Raw genomic sequence first — 17091 nt, forward strand, 5'->3', positions numbered from 1 at the left:
ACCATGAAGATCACAGCGGCAGTAATGCGAGAGAAGGGCGGGAAATTCTCGCTCGAAGAGATCGAGCTTGACGACCCGCGCGAGGACGAGGTTCTGGTGCGTCTGGTCGCGACGGGCATCTGCCACACTGACACGCTGCCTCGCGATCAGGTCGTTCCCGCCCCTTTCCCGGCCGTGTACGGCCATGAAGGCGCGGGCATCGTCGAGAAGGTCGGCGCAAAGGTCACCAAGCTCAAGCCCGGCGATCATGTGGTCATGAGCTGTCACTATTGCGGGGCATGCGACACCTGCAAGACCGGTCAGCCGATGTATTGCCGCGATTTCTCCAAGGCGAATTTCGGCTTTGCGCGCATGGATGGCTCGCCGACGATGCGCAAGGGGGACGAGGTGATCCATGGCGGATTCTTCGGCCAGTCCTCCTTTGCGACACATGCCCTTGGCAATGAACGTTCGGTGGTGAAGGTCGCGAATGACGTGCCGCTTGAGCTGCTTGGCCCACTGGGCTGCGGGGTGCAGACCGGGGCAGGGGCGGTGATCAACTCACTCCATCCCTCAGCCGGCGATTCCATCGTGATCTACGGGGCGGGCGCAGTCGGCCTGTCGGCGGTGCTAGGGGCGGTGGTGACGGGTTGTGCCACCATCATCAGCGTCGATCTGAACGATCAGCGGCTTGCGCTGGCAAAAGAGCTGGGCGCGACCCATACCATCAACCCAACCAGGGCCGATCCGGTGGAAACCGTACGCGGCCTGACCGGAGGGCTTGGCGCAAAATTCTCGCTCGAGACCTCGGGCAATCTCAAGGCTCTCAGGCAGGCGGTGGACTCGGTCCGCATTCTTGGGGAATGCGGCATGATCGGCGCCCCGGCCTTCGGGTCCGAGATCCCGCTTGATACGTGGGGATTACTGCTTGGCCGCAAGGTGCGCGGGATCTGCGAAGGCGATGCGGTGCCCGATCTGTTCATCCCGAGCCTTGTCGAGCTGTACAGGCAGGGGCGTTTCCCCTTCGACAAGCTCGTGACCTTCTATGATTTCAAGCAGATCAACGAAGCCATCGAGGACAGCGAAAAAGGCCGCTCGATCAAGTCGGTGCTGCGCTTTTCGTGAGATCGCGCCCGTGTGCGGCCCCCGAGGCTGAGGTTTGGGGGCCGCTTACCGGATCTTAACGGTTCTCGGCTAGAGATGGTCCGGATACATGTTCCCCGGACCGTTACATGCGCTGTCTCGTCCTTTTGCTTGGCCTTCTGGCACTTGTCTGCATGCCCTCTCGCATACCGGCCATGCCTGCGGCCGAGATCTGCGAATGGGCGGCGCAGCAGGCCGCACGGGAAAGTGGCGTGCCGGTTGATGTACTTGGCGCCTTGACCCTGACCGAAACCGGTCGCAGGCTGGATGGCATCGTCCGCCCCTGGGCGTGGAGTGCGAATGCCGAGGGCGAGGGGACATGGTTTGATGATCCCGCCAGTGCCATCGCCTATGCCGAAGATCGGGTCGCGCAGGGGCGCACCAATATCGACATTGGTTGTTTTCAGCTGAACTATCGCTGGCATGGCGAGAATTTCTCCTCGGTCGCCGAGATGTTCGATCCGCTGGAAAACGCCCGTTACGCTGCCCGCTTTGTTTTTCAGCTTTATACCGAGACGGGTGACTGGCGTCAGGCGGCAGGCGCCTTTCACTCGCGCACGCCGGCCAATGCCCAGCGGTATCTGGCGCGGTTCGATACCCTGCACCAGATGCTGCGTGACCGCGGCTTTCAGGGTCTGAGCGACTCTCCCGAAACCTATAACCGCTTTGCCGGCATCGGTTCGGGCCAGCGCCGAAGGGTGCGGGAAAGGGTGATGCTGCTCGGCGCGCCTTTGGGCAGTCCAGCTACCGGTCAGCCGGGTTCGCTGGCGGTGCTGGCACCTGGCCGCTCGCCGCTTGGGGCAAGGGCCGGGCCGCTGGTCACCGTCCGGCTCGGCGAAGAGGGGGAAAGGCGGGCTTCGCTCTGGCCATCCGACACGGCTCCCGAGGCGGTCCGGTAACGGGATTGACAAAGAGCCGCCAAGCTCGTTTCTGCGCTCCGTAATCCGCATTCGCCGCGTAAGGGACGCAGCCTGACATGACGCCCGCCGCCAGAGCTGCTGCAGCCATTGCCATTCTCGATCAGATCCTTGAAGGACAGCCCGCCGAGGCGGCGCTGATCCGCTGGGCACGCGCCAGCCGCTTTGCCGGATCTGGTGATCGCGCTGCGGTCCGCGATCTTGTCTTTGACAACCTGCGCCGTTTGCGTTCGCGTGCGGCCATGGGTGGTGCGATGTCAGGTCGTGGGCTGATGCTGGGTCTTTGCCAGGAGGAGGGAATTGATCCTGCGTCGCTCTTCACCGGCGAAAAGTTCGCGCCTTCTCTGCTGGTTGAGACAGAGCTGCAGGCGGGTCGCCAGCCCTCATCTGACGAGGTGCTGGATCTGCCCGACTGGCTTATCCCCCTGTGGCGTGAATCGCTGGGTCCTGACGCTGAAGCCGCAGCCGTTGCAATGCGGGAACGTGCTCCGGTCTGGCTGCGGGTCAATACGCTTCGAACCAATCCTGAGGAGGCAATTGAGGCGCTGGCAAAGGAAGGAATTGCCGTCCGGTCGCACCCCGTTCTGCCCTCGGCAATTTGTGTGACAAAAGGCGCGCGGCGTGTAGCGGGGTCTGATGCTTATCGGCAGGGGATGGTCGAATTGCAGGACCTCTCTCCGCAAATGGCCTGTGCATTGCTGCCGGCACGGGGCAGTCTTCTTGACCTATGTGCGGGCGGCGGGGGCAAGGCGCTGGCTATGGCCGCACAGGGTGCGGGGCCGATCACAGCCCATGACATCAATGCGGATCGCATGGCCGACCTGCCGGCGCGGGCCGAGCGCGCAGGTGTCCGGATCCATCTCGCTCAGCCAGGCAAGGTAAAGGGGCAATTCGACACGGTGCTCGCCGATGTACCCTGTTCCGGCAGCGGAACATGGCGGCGCACCCCCGATGCGAAATGGCGTCTGACTCCCGATGATTTACGCCGTGTTCTAGCTACGCAAAGCCGTATTCTGGATCAGGCAGCCGGCTTTGTCGCGCCGGGCGGGGTGTTGGCCTATATGACCTGCTCGGTCCTGGCCGAAGAGAATGAGCGACAGGTTGGAGTTTTTCTTGCAAAAAACCAAGGGTTCCAGATGGTTCTGGAGCGCCGCTATTCACCACTTGATGCTTCGGACGGGTTTTATCTTGCGCTGATGCGCTGCCGTTAATCCTTCCTTAACTCGTGTGCCGTATCCGTCACCGGATAAGTCGCGAGAAGAGTAATGAGTTCGGAACGTACGGAAAGCTTGCGTTCGGCACGTATCGTGCTGCCCTTTCTGACACTGCCCATGGTGATCGGCGCCTTGTGGCTGGCAATATACCCGCATTGGCGGGAGGGCGGCTTGGTCCTGATCAGCGCGGGTGCCGTGATCATGGCCTGGTATCTTCTTGCCGGTATTCTTTCGGCGCGCCATATCGGCCGTGCTCTGGTCGCAAAGCGTGATCTGGACGATGTATTGCCAGCCATCCACCAGCATGAACAGCCCGCCATGGCTACCGATGCGGCGGGTTTGATCCTGGCTCAGAATCAAGAAGCGCTGGACAGGTTCGGCGATCTGGTGGGGTGCCGAATTCATGAGGTGTTGGGGCGTAGCCACGCTGATCCGGAAAGGATGTGGAGCGATCTTACCATCAGGCTGTCTCGCCGCGGCAGAATACGGGCAGATCTGGGCAATGGTTGCGAATACACGGTGACCCGCAGGACCAGATCCGAAATCCGGCTGTGGCAGGCTGTTGCCTGCGAACGTTCGGTTACCCCCCCGCCTGCAGTCCTGGGCAGCGATCACGACGATTTCGACTCACTGCCTGTCGCCCTTATTGTTCTGGATCCGACAGGAAATATCATCCGCGCCAATGCCGCGGCCCGCAATCTGCTGGGTGGGCAGCTTCTGGGCCAGAAACTTTCCATTCTGCTCGATGGTCTGGGACGTGAGATCGGCGACTGGGTTTCTGACGTTTGTGCGGGCAGAACGGTTGGCGGCTCTGAGGTCCTGCATGTCAAAGCTGACGGGCCGGATCGTTTCGTGCAGCTCACATTGACGCGGGCGCGGGGTGACTACGTCACGGCCGTTCTGTCTGATGCAAGTGCGCTAAAGACGCTTGAGGCCCAGTTTGTTCAAAGCCAGAAGATGCAGGCGATCGGTCAGCTTGCCGGAGGTATTGCCCATGATTTCAATAACCTGTTGACTGCGATCACAGGGCATTGCGACCTGCTGATGCTGCGTCATGACAAGGCTGATCCGGATTATGCCGACCTCGACCAGATAAGCCAGAACGCCAATCGTGCTGCGGCGCTGGTGCGCCAGTTGCTGGCATTTTCCCGCAAGCAGACGCTCAAGCCGCAGATCATGGACCTGCGGGATACGCTTTCGGATCTGACGCATCTGCTAAATCGGCTGGTGGGCGAACGGGTGGTGCTGACCTTTGACCATGATCCTGCCCTGCGGATGATCCGCGCAGATCGCCGCCAGCTGGAGCAGGTTATTATGAACCTGGTGGTAAATGCCCGGGATGCCATGCCGGACGGCGGCGACATCAATATTTCTACCGACAATGTCCGACTTGAAACCAAGGCCGAGTTCGGGCGCGCCATTCTTCCAGCCGGTGATTATGTACGCGTTCAGGTACGCGATCAGGGTTGCGGGATTGCTCCGGATGATTTGGTAAAGATTTTCGAGCCGTTTTTCACCACCAAGCGCGTCGGTGAAAGCACTGGTCTGGGCCTTTCGACCGCATATGGGATCGTAAAACAGACAGGAGGCTATATTTTCTGTGATAGCATGCTTGGAGAGGGCAGCAGCTTTTCGCTGTTTTTTCCCGCGCATGATCGACATGAGCTTGAAAAGACGTCGCCTCCTGTTGTGGTCCCCATTCGACCTTTGCGCGAGCTTGAAGCGACTGTTCTGCTTGTCGAAGACGAAGCGCCGGTCCGTTCTTTCGCAAGCCGCGCATTGAAACTACAAGGGTTCAAGGTGCTTGAGGCAGCCTGTGCCGAGGATGCATTGTCCCTGTTGGCAGATGAGCGGTTGATCGTTGACGTCTTCGTCACTGATGTAGTTATGCCGGGAATGGACGGTCCCGCCTGGGTGCGCACTGCTTTACGCGACAGGCCTGACACCAAGGTGATCTTCATGTCGGGCTATACCGAAGATATCTTTTCTGAAGGACGCCCGCCCGTACCGGATGCAGCCTTCCTTGCCAAGCCATTCTCTCTGTCAGACCTGACTGCGTTGGTCACACGGCAATTGGGAGACCAGCGTCGGGATGAATGAGTGGGCATCACAATGAGGCATAGAGGGCAAAGTCATCTGCCATCACCCGCCGCAACTGCTCTGCTTGCCCGGGGCTAAGGCTGACATCCACGGCGGGAGGTACGTTGACACGCGGCAGGCTGATCCCGCAGTCCAGCCGATCTTCAAGAAAATGGGTAAAGCTTTCGATTTCCTCATAGCGAAAGATGCGATCAACCCGGTCAATTGTGGTTGTCAGGAAGTCGCTCTGAGTTCCGACCTGCGCAATTGCTGATCCCGCAGGATCAGCATAAGCAGCGGCGAAGTCTGCAAAGCTCATCCCGATCATGGTATGATCAGGGTCATCCCCATCATCGCGCAGGCGAAAACGATACCAGCTTTGCAGCCAGCTGATCGGTTCGCGCATGAGGGCGATGGTGGTAAATTTTTCGCCGGTGATCGAATGCAACCAAGGCTCGATATGGTGCCGATAGGTGCGTAGGTTGGTGTGTTTCAGCTCTGCAGGGCGTTGAACCGCCAGGTTAGCCAACCCCTCCAAAGCGGCTTCGATGGCTGTCGAGCCAGCCTTGGGTGTGGCCAGGAAAACCAGGCGTTTTTCCCAGAATATCAACATTTCTTAACACTCCTGACCACTTGACATGAGGGCTGCGATAGACATTTGCCATTCGGCTGTAAACGGCCTCTTAATCCTTTTCCCCTAACTATGCAGATCATTGGTGATGCTTGATTCGCAAACGAAGGCTTGCCTTTTGCAGCGATGAGGGGCAAATAAGAACAAGCCGTGAACAAAATGGCGGTAGGCGCAGATTGCCCCGGATGGCGGGGTGTGAAATAAGCAAGAGGACCGCATGGCAGGGGCAACACTTTTTGACATGAACGACAAGCGATCCGCAGACAAGCAAAAGGCGCTGGATAGCGCCCTGGCCCAGATCGAACGGCAATTCGGCAAGGGCTCGATCATGAGGCTGGGTGCCGATAGTCCGGTGGCTGAGATCGAGGCGACCTCGACCGGCTCCCTGGGGCTCGATATCGCTCTGGGGATCGGAGGGTTGCCCAAGGGGCGGATAATCGAGGTCTTTGGGCCCGAAAGTTCGGGCAAGACCACACTGACGCTGCATGTCGTGGCTGAAGAGCAGAAAAAAGGCGGCGTTTGTGCCTTTGTCGACGCTGAGCATGCGCTCGATCCTCAGTACGCCAAGAAGCTGGGCGTGAATCTGGATGATCTGCTGATCAGCCAGCCCGATACCGGCGAACAGGCGTTGGAAATTGTCGATACGCTGGTGCGTTCGGGTGCGGTCAGCCTTGTCGTGGTCGATTCGGTGGCAGCGCTGACGCCCAAGTCCGAGATCGAAGGCGATATGGGTGATATGCAGATGGGCAGTCAGGCCCGGCTTATGAGCCAGGCCATGCGCAAGCTGACTGCAAGCATCGGACGCAGCAACTGCATGGTGATCTTTATCAACCAGATCCGGATGAAGATCGGTGTTATGTTTGGGAACCCCGAGACCACCACGGGCGGCAATGCGTTGAAATTCTATGCTTCGGTGCGATTGGATATCCGCCGCACCGGTGCGATCAAGGATCGTGACGAGGTGATCGGCAACACCACCCGCGTCAAGGTGGTCAAGAACAAGGTGGCACCGCCCTTCCGTCAGGTCGAATTCGACATCATGTATGGCGAAGGTATTTCCAAAGTCGGTGAGCTGATTGACCTGGGGATCAAGGCAGGTGTTGTCGAGAAATCAGGCTCTTGGTATTCCTATGGCGATGAGCGCATCGGCCAAGGTCGTGAGAATGCCAAGCAATATCTGCGCGATCATCCTGATGTTGCCTATGCCATCGAAGACAAGATTCGCGCGAGCCATGGCTTGGATTTCGGGGTCGCGGAAGATGGTGACGAGGTGATGGCTGACGAGTGATCGGGAGCCTGATGCTTCCGATGAGGGCGTGATGACTGACAACCGATTGCCATTTCGCTATTTGTCATTCGTCACGCGCCCACTTTACGGCACTCTCTTCCTCGTGGATTTCGTGGGGGCAGATGTCTTTCGAGCCGCGCAGGATTGCTGGACAGCCGCCATGGCTGGGGATAGACCGTGCGCCAAACCGGCTCTGCCCCGGTGAACCGCTTTGCGATGAAGGCCCCACATGCCCAGCTTGAACGATATCCGCTCGACCTTTCTGAACTTCTTCGAACGCAACGGTCATCGCGTTGTCGAGTCGAGCCCGCTTGTGCCGCGCAACGACCCGACGTTGATGTTTACCAACTCGGGCATGGTGCAGTTCAAGAACCTGTTCACGGGTGTCGAAACGCGGGACTATAAGCGTGCTACCACGGCACAGAAATGTGTCCGGGCGGGCGGCAAACACAATGACCTCGATAACGTAGGCTATACTGCCCGGCACCATACCTTCTTTGAGATGCTGGGGAACTTCAGCTTCGGCGACTATTTCAAGGAAGGCGCCATTCCTTTCGCTTGGGAGCTTTTGACTAGGGATTTCGGCATCCCCAAGGATCGCTTGCTGGTCACTGTCTATCATACCGACGACGAGGCCGCGAATATCTGGAAAAAGGTTGCTGGCCTGTCGGATGACCGGATTATCCGCATTCCGACCTCGGACAACTTCTGGCAGATGGGTCCGACTGGCCCCTGCGGCCCCTGCACCGAGATCTTTTATGATCACGGTGATCAGATCTGGGGTGGCCCGCCCGGTTCGGCTGACGAGGACGGTGACCGGTTTATCGAGATCTGGAACCTCGTTTTCATGCAGAACGAGCAGTTCGAGGACGGCTCGATGCGCGCGCTGGAGATGCAGTCGATCGACACCGGCATGGGGCTGGAGCGGATCGGCGCGCTGCTGCAGGGGAAGCACGACAACTATGACACGGACCTGATGCGTAGTCTGATCGAGGCTAGCGCACATGCAACCTCGAACGATCCTGATGGGCCCGGTAAGGTTCATCACCGCGTCATTGCCGATCACCTGCGCTCGACCAGTTTCCTGATCGCGGATGGCGTGATGCCCTCGAACGAAGGGCGGGGCTATGTCCTGCGCCGGATCATGCGCCGCGCGATGCGCCACGCCCACATGTTGGGTACCAAGGATCCGGTGATGCACCGTCTGGTCCCTGCGCTGGTGCGCGAGATGGGCGCAGCCTATCCCGAGCTCGGTCGCGCACAATCGCTGATCGAGGAGACATTGAAGCTGGAAGAGACCCGTTTCAAACAGACGCTCGACCGCGGATTGCGGCTGCTGGATGAGGAGCTTTCGAAGCTGCCCGAGGGGAGCGAACTGCCGGGCGAAGCTGCGTTCAAGCTTTACGACACCTATGGCTTCCCGTTGGATCTGACGCAGGACGCGCTGCGTGAAAAGGGTCGGACCGTGGATACGGCCGGTTTCGACGCTGCTATGGCCGAGCAGAAGGCTAAGGCCCGCGCTGCCTGGAGCGGTTCGGGTGAAACGAAAGATGCCGCGATCTGGTTCGACATTGCCGAAGAACATGGCGCGACCGAATTCTTGGGCTATGACACCGAAATCAGCGAGGGACAGATCCTTTCCCTTGTTCAGGAAGGGACGGCCGTTGACAGCGCCGCAGAGGGTCAGCAGGTGCAGATCGTCGTCAATCAGACGCCCTTCTATGGCGAGTCCGGTGGTCAGGTTGGCGATACCGGTCTGATCAAGACCGAGACCGGCGCGGCTCGCGTGACCGACACCAAGAAATCGGGCGGTGTTTTCATCCATATTGCCGAGGTTACACTGGGTTCGATCCAGTGTGGTCAGGGCGCGCAGCTTTCGGTTGACCATGATCGGCGCAGTGCTATTCGCGCCAATCACTCGGCCACCCACCTGCTGCATGAGGCGCTGCGTCGCGCGTTGGGTGAACATGTCGCGCAGCGTGGCAGCTTGAATGCGCCTGACCGACTGCGTTTCGACTTTAGCCACGCCAAGGCTCTGGCCCCTGAAGAGATCATTCGTGTTGAACGCGAGGTGAACGAATACATCCGCCAGAATACGCCGGTTGAAACCAGGATTATGACCCCGGATGAGGCGCGCGAGTTGGGCGCCCAGGCGCTGTTTGGTGAAAAATATGGCGATGAAGTGCGTGTCGTTGCCATGGGTGAGCTTGAGGGCTCGGGCAAGGGCGCGAATGGCCGAACCTATTCGCTGGAGCTTTGCGGCGGCACTCATGTCGCGCGCACGGGCGATATCGGGATGTTCGTCCTGACCAGCGAGACGGCCTCGGCCGCCGGTGTGCGCCGGATCGAGGCGTTGACCGGTCAGGCCGCGATGGACGAGTTGCGCCGCGTCGATGGCGAGCTGGGCGAGATTGCCGGTATCGTTAAGGCGCAGGCCGGTGATGTGGTGAGCAAGGTCCGGGCGCTGGCTGATGAACGCAAGGCTTTGGCAAACGAGGTTGCACAGCTTAAGCGTCAACTGGCCATGGGTGGCAGTGAAGCTGAGGCGCCGAAGGAAATCAACGGTATCAAGCTGATCGCCCGTCGGGTCGAAGGTGTCTCCGGCAAGGAGCTGGGGCCGCTGGTTGATGAGCTGAAATCCCGGCTGGGCTCGGGTGCAGTGGTTGTGCTGGCCGAGGCTGAAGGCAAGGCGACCGTTGCAGCGGGTGTGACTGGTGATCTGACTGACCGGATCAGCGCCGTCGAACTCGTGCAGGCCGCGACTGCTGCACTTGGCGGCAAGGGCGGCGGTGGTCGCCCTGACCGCGCCCAAGGCGGTGCGCCCAGCCTTGCGGCGGCAGATGCCGCCATCAACGCTATCGAGACCCTGATCGGAGAAAAGGCATGACTGCGCTGTGGATCGCCCATGTGAATGTCACCGACACTGAGGCTTATGGCCGCTATGCCCAACTTGCCGGGCCGGCGATCGCTGCGCATGGCGGGGCGTTTCTGGCGCGTGGCTCGCGCTATATGCAGCTTGAGGGCAAAGAGCGTGCCCGCAACGTCGTGGCGCGCTTTCCCAGCCTTGAGGCGGCCGTGGCTTGTTACAATTCCCCCGAGTATCAGGCCGCGTTGGAGCACGCCAAAGGCGCAGCAGAGCGCGACCTTGTGATCGTAGAAGAGAACCCGGCCTGAGACTTTTGGATGATTTCCCGCCCCTTTCGTGCTAACGCTTGAAAAAAGACGTTGAAAGGGGCAGGGAATGTGCAGGTGGGCAGCCTATCTCGGCAGTCCGATCTATCTTGAGGATGTCATCTGTCGGCCCGGTCATTCGCTGGTCCGGCAAAGTCACGGGGCGACGCGCTGTCATACCCCGGTGAATGCTGACGGTTTCGGTATCGCGTGGTATGGAGAGCGGGCCGAGCCGGGCTTGTATCGCGACATCATGCCGGCCTGGTCGGACAGCAACCTGCGCAGCCTGACTGCGACGGTGAAATCACATCTGTTTCTTGCCCATGTCCGGGCCTCGACCGGGACGGCGACCAGCCGTAACAACTGTCACCCTTTTGTCGTCGGCAGGTGGAGCTTTATGCATAACGGCCAGTTCGGCGGCTATGACAGCTATCGCCGCCATGCCGAGGTGTTGATTCCGGATGAGCTGTACCACCACCGCAAGGGCGCAACCGACAGCGAGGCGCTGTTCCTGATGGCTTTGGGCGAGGGGTTGGACGACGACCCCGCCGGGGCCATGGCGCGCGCAACCGCGAAATTCGAAGCCTTGGCGCGTGCAAGGGGCACGACGCCGCATGTGCGGCTGACTGCCGCTTTTGCCGATGGGCAGCGGCTATATGCGCTGCGCTACGCGAGCGACGAGCACGCGCCGACACTGTATCATCGCTGGTCAGGCACCCGTGGTGGCCGAGCAGTGGTTTCAGAACCGTTGGAAAGCGACGAAACCGATTGGCTTGAGGTCCCCGCGCAAAGCTTTTGTACCTTTGAGGGGGCCGAGGTCGAGATTACGCCCTTTCGTCCCGGACCGCTGCGCGCCGCTGCCTGAGCGAGACTGATCAGCTGAACGCAAGCCCGCCCTCATGGGCGAGAAAGCGGGCGATTTCCTGTACGCCCCGGCCATGGCGCAGCTCGGCCATGACAAAGGGACGCTCGCCCCGGGCTTTGCGCGCATCGCTTTCCAGCAGCGCCAGATCGACGCCGACATGCGGGGCAAGGTCGGTCTTGTTCACCACCAGCAGATCTGAACGCGCGAGCCCCGGGCCCCGCTTGCGCGGGATGTCCTGTCCGGCGGCAGTATCGATGACATAGATGGTCAGATCGGCAAGTTCGGGCGAAAAGGTCGCGGCTAGGTTATCGCCCCCCGACTCGATCAAGATCAGCTCCAGATCCGGGAAGGCGGCGCGCAAGTCGGCGACAGCCGCTAGGTTGATGCTCGCATCCTCGCGGATCGCGGTATGCGGGCAGCCTCCGGTTTCGACCCCGCGGATACGCTCGGCCGGCAGAACCTGGGCGCGCATCAATGCCTCGGCATCCTCGCGGGTGTAGATGTCATTGGTGATGACCGCCATCGACAGGCGCGGCGCGAGGGCGCGGGCCAGCTGCTCGGTCAGGGTGGTTTTGCCAGCACCGACGGGACCGCCGATGCCGACGCGCAAAGGGCCGTTGGTCATGTGCGAAAAATCCTCACATCAAGGGTTTCATGGCGCATCGCCGCCAGATCGGCGCTAAAGCAGCAGCCTTCCAGCCGGTCGCGTCCGGCGGTCGCGGCTTGGCGCGCCAGAGTGGCGATAAGCGGATGCAGACGGGCCAGCGCCGCCTGTGCCTGAACCTGACCCAGTGGCAGAAAGCGCGTCGCGCCAGCGATCAGGTTGGCAGCAAAGGCGTGCAGGTAATGGGCGATGATTTCTGCTGCGGGCAGGGCAAGGTGTCGGGCTGCCTCGCCGATTGCGACGGGCAGCGGCCGTTCAGGCTGTGACCGGCCTGTCAGTGCTGCGACAGTGGTGGCAAAGGCACGACCCTGATCCATTGTCTCGGCCAGCCGCTCGGCAGAGCTGGCCAGCGCGCGGGCCAGATCGGTAAGCTGATCCGCGTCCTCACCGCGCAGGACCAGCGCCAAAAGGACCGCGTCGATCCATCCCCCACCGTGGCGCAGTACATCCGCAACCCACGAGGCCACCCCGTCAGCGTTGCGCAGCCCCTCGGCCATCGCCTGCTCCAACCCATGTGAATAGGCAAAGCCGCCGGTCGGAAAAGCCGGGGACAGCCATTGGATCAGCGACAGGCGGTCTGGCATGGTCATATCAATGCGCGTGGTCGTGGCCCATGGTGCGACCGTGACCATAGGCGCCACCTTCGGGGGCAAAGGCAGTCATCGTTGGTGTCACCCGTGCGCCAAGACCGCGCAGCATGGCTTCAAGCACATGATCGGCCCGGATCAGCAGGTGATCGGCGTTGATCTGGCAGGGGGTGTGGCGGTTGCCGATATGCCAGGCGAGACGGGGCAACGGTCCCTCGACACGCAGACAGGGCTCCAGCGCGGCGGCGACGCCGATAAGCCGCCCGTCCTCAAGCTGCAGCGCGTCACCGGGGTCAAGGCTGACTGTTTCGGGCAGATCGGCAAGAAAGGACAGCCCGCTACGCGAAGTCATGCGCTTGCGGCGTAGAAAGCGGCCCTCATAATCAAGGGCCACAGTATCGTCGGCACAGTCAGCGTTGCGGACCACCGCGACGGCGCGCAGGGTTTGGGGCGCGATCATTGCTGCGCCCCCCGGTTTGTCAGAACCAGATGCGGTCGCTGAAAACGTGATGAACGATCCGGTCGCGGGTCAGACCCATGCGGGCCAGTTCTGCGTCGGATTTCGCCTCCAGCGCCTCGATCTCGGCGCGGCGCGAATGTTTCTCGATATATGCTTCGGTCCCGCGCGAAAGCCATTTCAGGAATGCATCGAGCTTGGCCGGAAGGCGGGGCGAAGAAAGGTTGGTTGTGGTTGTCGTCATGGGAAACCCTTTCGTTATTGGCGAATGGCTTCCTCCCCTGACTGCGAACATAGCTGATTTTTGCGTTCATGGCCATGGCGTCTTTTGCAATGCTGCATTGCAGCGGCGACGTAAAGGGTTCTCAGAAAAGGAAATATCTCTGCGCCAGTGGCAGCTCTGTGACAGGCTGGCAGACCAGCAATTCGCCATTGGCGCGCACCTCATAGGTTTCGGGATCGACCTCGATTTCAGGGGTCGCGTCGTTCAGCCGCATGTCGGCCTTGCCGATGCCGCGCGTGTGGCGAATGGCGACGACGGATTTTTGCATGTCTTTGGCGCAACCGGCATCAAGCCCGGCCTGACTGACGAAGGTGACGCCCGAGGCATGGCGTGCCCGGCCCATCGCCCCCCACATGGGCCGCATATACATGGGTTGCACAGGGATCGAGCCGTTCGGGTCGCCCATCTGCGCCCATGCGATCATGCCTCCGATCAGCACCATCTCGGGTTTGGCGCCAAACATGGCGGGATCCCAAAGCACCAGATCGGCGCGCTTGCCTGACTCGATACTGCCAATTTCATGTGCGATGCCATGGGCGATGGCGGGATTGATGGTGTATTTGGCCACATAGCGCCGGGCGCGAAGGTTGTCGTTCTGGCTGGTTTCCTCGTCAAGACGGCCGCGTTGCAGCTTCATCTTATGCGCGGTCTGCCAGGTCCGGCTGACCACCTCGCCCACCCGGCCCATGGCCTGGCTATCGGACGAGATCACCGAGAAGGCGCCCATATCGTGCAGGATATCCTCGGCCGCGATGGTTTCGCGGCGGATGCGGCTTTCGGCAAAGGCCACATCCTCGGGCACGCGCTTGTCGAGGTGATGGCAGACCATCAGCATGTCGAGATGCTCTTCGACCGTATTGGCGGTAAAGGGCCGGGTCGGGTTGGTCGAGCTGGGAATGACATTCGGCGCGCCGACCAATCGGATGATATCTGGCGCATGGCCGCCCCCCGCGCCCTCGGTATGGAACGCGTGGATGGTGCGGCCTTTGATCGCCGCCAGCGTATGTTCGACAAAGCCTGATTCGTTCAGCGTATCGGTATGGATCGTGACCTGCACATCCATGGCATCGGCGACGGTCAGGCAGCAGTCGATGGCGGCGGGGGTGGTGCCCCAATCTTCGTGCAGTTTCAGCGTCGCCGCACCGGCGCGGACCATTTCCTCAAGCGCCTCTGGGCGTGAGGCGTTCCCCTTGCCCGAGATCAGCATGTTTACCGGCACCGAATCCATCGCCATCAGCATGTGCCGGATATGCCAAGGACCCGGGGTGCAGGTGGTGGCAAGGGTGCCGTGTGCGGGCCCCGTTCCCCCGCCCAGCATGGTGGTGATGCCCGAGGCGATCGCGTCCTCGACCTGCTGGGGACAGATCAGGTGGACGTGGGCGTCCATGCCGCCAGCAGTGACGATGCGCCCTTCGGCCGCGATGATCTCGGTGCCCGGTCCGATCACAAGGGTCACCCCGGGCTGGGTGTCGGGGTTGCCGGCCTTGCCGATGCCGTGAATGCGACCGTCGCGCAGCCCGATATCGGCCTTGTAGATGCCCGAATGGTCAAGAATCAGCGCATTTGTGATGACGGTGTCCATGGCGCCATCGGCGCGGCTGGCCTGGCTTTGCCCCATGCCGTCGCGGATCACCTTGCCGCCGCCGAATTTGACCTCTTCGCCATAGATGGTCAGGTCGCGCTCGACCTCGATGATGATATCGGTGTCGCCCAGACGCAGACGGTCGCCGGTAGTCGGGCCGTACATCTGCGCATAATCGCGGCGGGAAATGGTAAGCGCCATGATATCCTCTCTAATCCAGCGGGCCCATGACCGCGCTGTTGAAGCCATGGACCTCGCGCCGGCCGGCAAGCGGGATCAGCCGCACCTCGCGGCGCTGGCCGGGTTCGAACCTGACAGCAGTCCCCGAAGCGATATCCAGACGCATGCCCCGTGCCGCCGTGCGATCAAAGTCGAGGCCGGGATTGGTTTCGGCGAAATGGAAGTGACTGCCGACCTGTACCGGGCGGTCGCCGGTATTGGCGACCATCAGCGTGATCGCCTGACGGTCGGCGTTCAGCGTGATCTCGCCCCCGGCCGGAAAGATCTCGCCCGGGATCATGGCATCACCGCCAGCGCGACGCCCGCCGCCGCCGTGGCCGCGCCAAGAAACCGGCTTGCCCCCAGCCGGCCAAGGCCGATGCCGGCCAGATGCAGCGCCGTTGTTGCCAGCACAAAGCCTGCTGCATAGGCGACAAGACCCGACGCCGGTCCCTCGGCACCATGGGCATGGCCGTGCATCAACCCGAACAGTGCCACCGCTGGCAGGGCAAAGGTCAGCGACGGGCGCAGGGCCAGCGCCACGGCCAGCCCCAGGATGATTGACGAGGCCAGGATCATCGGCTCGACCGCGGGCAGGGCGATCCCCGCCGCCCCCAGCGCGCCGCCCGCGACCATCGCCCCGACAAAGGCAAGAGGCAGCGCCCAGATACCGCGCGGATCGCGTGCGGTTGCAGCCCAAAGCCCAACCGCCACCATAGCCAGCACGTGATCGGTTCCGCCCAGGGGATGCGCCCAGCCAGCCGCAAAGGGCGAGACATGGCCGGCATGACCGGGATGGGCCAGCGCCGCGGTCGGCATCAGCAGCAGGGGAAGAACACGTTTCATGGCAGCCTCTCAGCGGATGGGGTTATGGACGGTGACAAGCTTGGTGCCGTCCGGGAATGTGGCCTCAACCTGCACGGCGTGGATCATCTCGGCGATGCCCTCCATGCATTGATCGCGGGTGATGACATGGGCTCCGGCCTCCATCAGATCGGCGACCGAACGGCCGTCGCGCGCGCCCTCGACCACGAAATCCGAGATCAGCGCGATTGCCTCGGGGTGGTTCAGTTTGACGCCGCGGGTCAACCTGGCGCGCGCCACCATGGCGGCGACCGAGATCAGCAGCTTTTCCTTTTCGCGGGGGCTCAGGTTCATCCTGGGGGTTCCTTCAGCTTTGCCAGACGCGGGGCAGGGGGCCGGGCCGGATCGCCCGGATCAGACGCATCAGCGCCTGACGCAGCTCCCACCCGTCGGGGGCCATCAGCCGTGCCACAAGTTTGCCGTCAAAGGCGCTGGCGGCGCCCTCTGGACCCATTGCCAGGCGCGCGCGTTCCAGCCGGTCAGCGGCATCGGGGGCGACCAGAACCAGCGTGGCAAAGGCGCGGCAGCCCCCCAGCATCGCCGGGCCGGTTGCGGCCAGTGCCCGGTCGGTCAGGCGCAGGTTTTCGACAAAGACCGGACGTCCGTCACGGCTGATGCGGCGGCGGTCGCTAAGATCCAGACGGGTCACGGTTTCGCCCATGGCGGCGCGGCCAAGGATCAGCACCTCGGCCCAAAGGCAGGTTGCCGAGCCGGTCAACGTCACCTCTTGTTCACGGACAAGCGCGGCACCATCGAAAAGGATCGTCTCTTGCGGCAACAGGTCCAGATGAGCCCCATCAGCAACCGTATAGTGCGCGCTGACCCGCGCCCGACCGGTGACCGAGCGATAGGCGCGCTCTGCCGTCTGAGTCGTTACGACCAGATGTGTGCCGGGCCCCTGAGTGACGGAGATCTCGATCCGGTCGCCGCCGGTCAGCCCCCCCGAGGTGTTCAGCAGCACCAGCTCGCAACCTGCTGCCGGGGGCAACATGGCCCGGGCGCTGCCTGACTGATGCAGCCGCGCAAGCCGGGTCGCGCCGCCGCCAAGGGCGAAGTCTGCGCGAATCTGGCCTTGTGCGCGGGGCAACTGGCAGGAGATCGTCTGATGCAACATCGGGGCCTCTTTGCCTGAAGCATCGGCAAAGGCG

At 61.8% G+C, this 17091-nt stretch carries 18 protein-coding genes; 8 read left to right on the top strand and 10 right to left on the bottom strand.

The annotated features are described in order from the left end of the window. The first annotated feature begins 3 nt into the window (after positions 1-3). The 4 genes from F8A10_RS02330 (at position 4) to F8A10_RS02345 (ending at position 5353) form a co-directional block, all read left to right on the top strand. On the top strand, positions 4-1104 hold the full coding sequence (locus F8A10_RS02330) for an NAD(P)-dependent alcohol dehydrogenase (protein ID WP_010393025.1): 1101 nt from the start codon (positions 4-6) through the stop codon (positions 1102-1104). Between the two features lie 107 nt (positions 1105-1211). Beyond that, positions 1212-2021: a lysozyme family protein gene (locus tag F8A10_RS02335; RefSeq protein ID WP_152366601.1), complete on the top strand. Its 810-nt coding sequence runs from the start codon at positions 1212-1214 to the stop codon at positions 2019-2021. A gap of 77 nt (positions 2022-2098) precedes the next feature. Next, positions 2099-3250: an RsmB/NOP family class I SAM-dependent RNA methyltransferase gene (locus F8A10_RS02340; RefSeq protein ID WP_152366602.1), complete on the top strand. Its 1152-nt coding sequence runs from the start codon at positions 2099-2101 to the stop codon at positions 3248-3250. Positions 3251-3304: 54 nt separating this feature from the next. Then, positions 3305-5353: an ATP-binding protein gene (locus F8A10_RS02345; protein WP_152366603.1), complete on the top strand. Its 2049-nt coding sequence runs from the start codon at positions 3305-3307 to the stop codon at positions 5351-5353. A 7-nt stretch (positions 5354-5360) separates the two neighbouring features. On the opposite strand, the gene F8A10_RS02350 is transcribed toward F8A10_RS02345, so the two are convergent. Further along, positions 5361-5945 (bottom strand): sulfotransferase family protein, encoded by a 585-nt coding sequence (locus F8A10_RS02350; RefSeq protein ID WP_010393016.1) that lies wholly within the window; start codon positions 5943-5945, stop codon positions 5361-5363. A 235-nt stretch (positions 5946-6180) separates the two neighbouring features. Between F8A10_RS02350 and recA the strand changes: the two genes are divergently transcribed. The 4 genes from recA to F8A10_RS02370 all read left to right on the top strand — a co-directional run bounded on the left by recA (position 6181) and on the right by F8A10_RS02370 (position 11287). Continuing rightward, the gene (gene recA / locus F8A10_RS02355) at positions 6181-7251 is read left to right on the top strand and encodes a recombinase RecA (protein ID WP_010393014.1); all 1071 of its coding nucleotides are present in this window, start codon (positions 6181-6183) and stop codon (positions 7249-7251) included. A 229-nt stretch (positions 7252-7480) separates the two neighbouring features. Next, positions 7481-10138 carry an alanine--tRNA ligase gene (alaS, locus tag F8A10_RS02360; RefSeq protein ID WP_152366604.1) on the top strand — a complete coding sequence of 886 codons (2658 nt, stop codon included), beginning with the start codon at positions 7481-7483 and terminating at the stop codon, positions 10136-10138. Next, the gene (locus F8A10_RS02365) at positions 10135-10425 is read left to right on the top strand and encodes a DUF1330 domain-containing protein (RefSeq protein ID WP_152366605.1); all 291 of its coding nucleotides are present in this window, start codon (positions 10135-10137) and stop codon (positions 10423-10425) included. Before alaS ends, F8A10_RS02365 begins: the two co-directional genes overlap by 4 nt. A gap of 67 nt (positions 10426-10492) precedes the next feature. Next, positions 10493-11287, top strand: coding sequence for a class II glutamine amidotransferase (locus F8A10_RS02370; RefSeq protein ID WP_010393007.1), 795 nt, complete (start codon positions 10493-10495; stop codon positions 11285-11287). 10 nt (positions 11288-11297) lie between these two features. On the opposite strand, the gene ureG is transcribed toward F8A10_RS02370, so the two are convergent. The 9 genes from ureG to F8A10_RS02415 form a co-directional block, all read right to left on the bottom strand. Beyond that, on the bottom strand, positions 11298-11912 hold the full coding sequence (gene ureG, locus F8A10_RS02375) for an urease accessory protein UreG (protein ID WP_085501291.1): 615 nt from the start codon (positions 11910-11912) through the stop codon (positions 11298-11300). Then, complete coding sequence (locus tag F8A10_RS02380; RefSeq protein WP_152366606.1) at positions 11909-12583, bottom strand: urease accessory protein UreF; 675 nt, start codon at positions 12581-12583, stop codon at positions 11909-11911. The genes ureG and F8A10_RS02380 overlap by 4 nt, the downstream gene beginning before the upstream one ends. Beyond that, complete coding sequence (locus F8A10_RS02385) at positions 12543-12998, bottom strand: urease accessory protein UreE (protein WP_152366607.1); 456 nt, start codon at positions 12996-12998, stop codon at positions 12543-12545. The genes F8A10_RS02380 and F8A10_RS02385 overlap by 41 nt, the downstream gene beginning before the upstream one ends. A gap of 19 nt (positions 12999-13017) precedes the next feature. Further along, entirely contained in the window at positions 13018-13239 is a 222-nt protein-coding gene (locus F8A10_RS02390; protein WP_010393001.1) for a hypothetical protein, read from the bottom strand. 121 nt (positions 13240-13360) lie between these two features. Continuing rightward, a complete protein-coding gene (ureC, locus tag F8A10_RS02395) occupies positions 13361-15061 on the bottom strand; it encodes an urease subunit alpha (RefSeq protein WP_010392998.1) in 1701 nt (566 codons plus the stop codon). A 10-nt stretch (positions 15062-15071) separates the two neighbouring features. Beyond that, complete coding sequence (locus F8A10_RS02400; RefSeq protein ID WP_010392995.1) at positions 15072-15380, bottom strand: urease subunit beta; 309 nt, start codon at positions 15378-15380, stop codon at positions 15072-15074. Continuing rightward, on the bottom strand, positions 15377-15925 hold the full coding sequence (locus tag F8A10_RS02405; RefSeq protein ID WP_152366608.1) for a HupE/UreJ family protein: 549 nt from the start codon (positions 15923-15925) through the stop codon (positions 15377-15379). Before F8A10_RS02405 ends, F8A10_RS02400 begins: the two co-directional genes overlap by 4 nt. Before the next feature lie 9 nt (positions 15926-15934). Next, complete coding sequence (locus tag F8A10_RS02410) at positions 15935-16237, bottom strand: urease subunit gamma (RefSeq protein ID WP_085501288.1); 303 nt, start codon at positions 16235-16237, stop codon at positions 15935-15937. A 13-nt stretch (positions 16238-16250) separates the two neighbouring features. After that, positions 16251-17057, bottom strand: coding sequence for an urease accessory protein UreD (locus F8A10_RS02415; RefSeq protein ID WP_152366609.1), 807 nt, complete (start codon positions 17055-17057; stop codon positions 16251-16253). Positions 17058-17091 lie beyond the last annotated feature (34 nt).

It is taken from the genome of Paracoccus kondratievae (assembly GCF_009301415.1).
GTDB lineage: Bacteria > Pseudomonadota > Alphaproteobacteria > Rhodobacterales > Rhodobacteraceae > Paracoccus > Paracoccus kondratievae.

What these genes read in the sequence shown, in the direction of transcription:
- F8A10_RS02330 (WP_010393025.1), top strand. Translation starts at nt 4, where the DNA reads ATGAAGATCACAGCGGCAGTAATGCGAGAGAAGGGCGGGAAATTCTCG.
- F8A10_RS02335 (WP_152366601.1), top strand. Translation starts at nt 1,212, where the DNA reads ATGCGCTGTCTCGTCCTTTTGCTTGGCCTTCTGGCACTTGTCTGCATG.
- F8A10_RS02340 (WP_152366602.1), top strand. Translation starts at nt 2,099, where the DNA reads ATGACGCCCGCCGCCAGAGCTGCTGCAGCCATTGCCATTCTCGATCAG.
- F8A10_RS02345 (WP_152366603.1), top strand. Translation starts at nt 3,305, where the DNA reads ATGAGTTCGGAACGTACGGAAAGCTTGCGTTCGGCACGTATCGTGCTG.
- F8A10_RS02350 (WP_010393016.1), bottom strand. Translation starts at nt 5,945, where the DNA reads ATGTTGATATTCTGGGAAAAACGCCTGGTTTTCCTGGCCACACCCAAG.
- recA (WP_010393014.1), top strand. Translation starts at nt 6,181, where the DNA reads ATGGCAGGGGCAACACTTTTTGACATGAACGACAAGCGATCCGCAGAC.
- alaS (WP_152366604.1), top strand. Translation starts at nt 7,481, where the DNA reads ATGCCCAGCTTGAACGATATCCGCTCGACCTTTCTGAACTTCTTCGAA.
- F8A10_RS02365 (WP_152366605.1), top strand. Translation starts at nt 10,135, where the DNA reads ATGACTGCGCTGTGGATCGCCCATGTGAATGTCACCGACACTGAGGCT.
- F8A10_RS02370 (WP_010393007.1), top strand. Translation starts at nt 10,493, where the DNA reads ATGTGCAGGTGGGCAGCCTATCTCGGCAGTCCGATCTATCTTGAGGAT.
- ureG (WP_085501291.1), bottom strand. Translation starts at nt 11,912, where the DNA reads ATGACCAACGGCCCTTTGCGCGTCGGCATCGGCGGTCCCGTCGGTGCT.
- F8A10_RS02380 (WP_152366606.1), bottom strand. Translation starts at nt 12,583, where the DNA reads ATGGTCACGGTCGCACCATGGGCCACGACCACGCGCATTGATATGACC.
- F8A10_RS02385 (WP_152366607.1), bottom strand. Translation starts at nt 12,998, where the DNA reads ATGATCGCGCCCCAAACCCTGCGCGCCGTCGCGGTGGTCCGCAACGCT.
- F8A10_RS02390 (WP_010393001.1), bottom strand. Translation starts at nt 13,239, where the DNA reads ATGACGACAACCACAACCAACCTTTCTTCGCCCCGCCTTCCGGCCAAG.
- ureC (WP_010392998.1), bottom strand. Translation starts at nt 15,061, where the DNA reads ATGGCGCTTACCATTTCCCGCCGCGATTATGCGCAGATGTACGGCCCG.
- F8A10_RS02400 (WP_010392995.1), bottom strand. Translation starts at nt 15,380, where the DNA reads ATGATCCCGGGCGAGATCTTTCCGGCCGGGGGCGAGATCACGCTGAAC.
- F8A10_RS02405 (WP_152366608.1), bottom strand. Translation starts at nt 15,925, where the DNA reads ATGAAACGTGTTCTTCCCCTGCTGCTGATGCCGACCGCGGCGCTGGCC.
- F8A10_RS02410 (WP_085501288.1), bottom strand. Translation starts at nt 16,237, where the DNA reads ATGAACCTGAGCCCCCGCGAAAAGGAAAAGCTGCTGATCTCGGTCGCC.
- F8A10_RS02415 (WP_152366609.1), bottom strand. Translation starts at nt 17,057, where the DNA reads ATGTTGCATCAGACGATCTCCTGCCAGTTGCCCCGCGCACAAGGCCAG.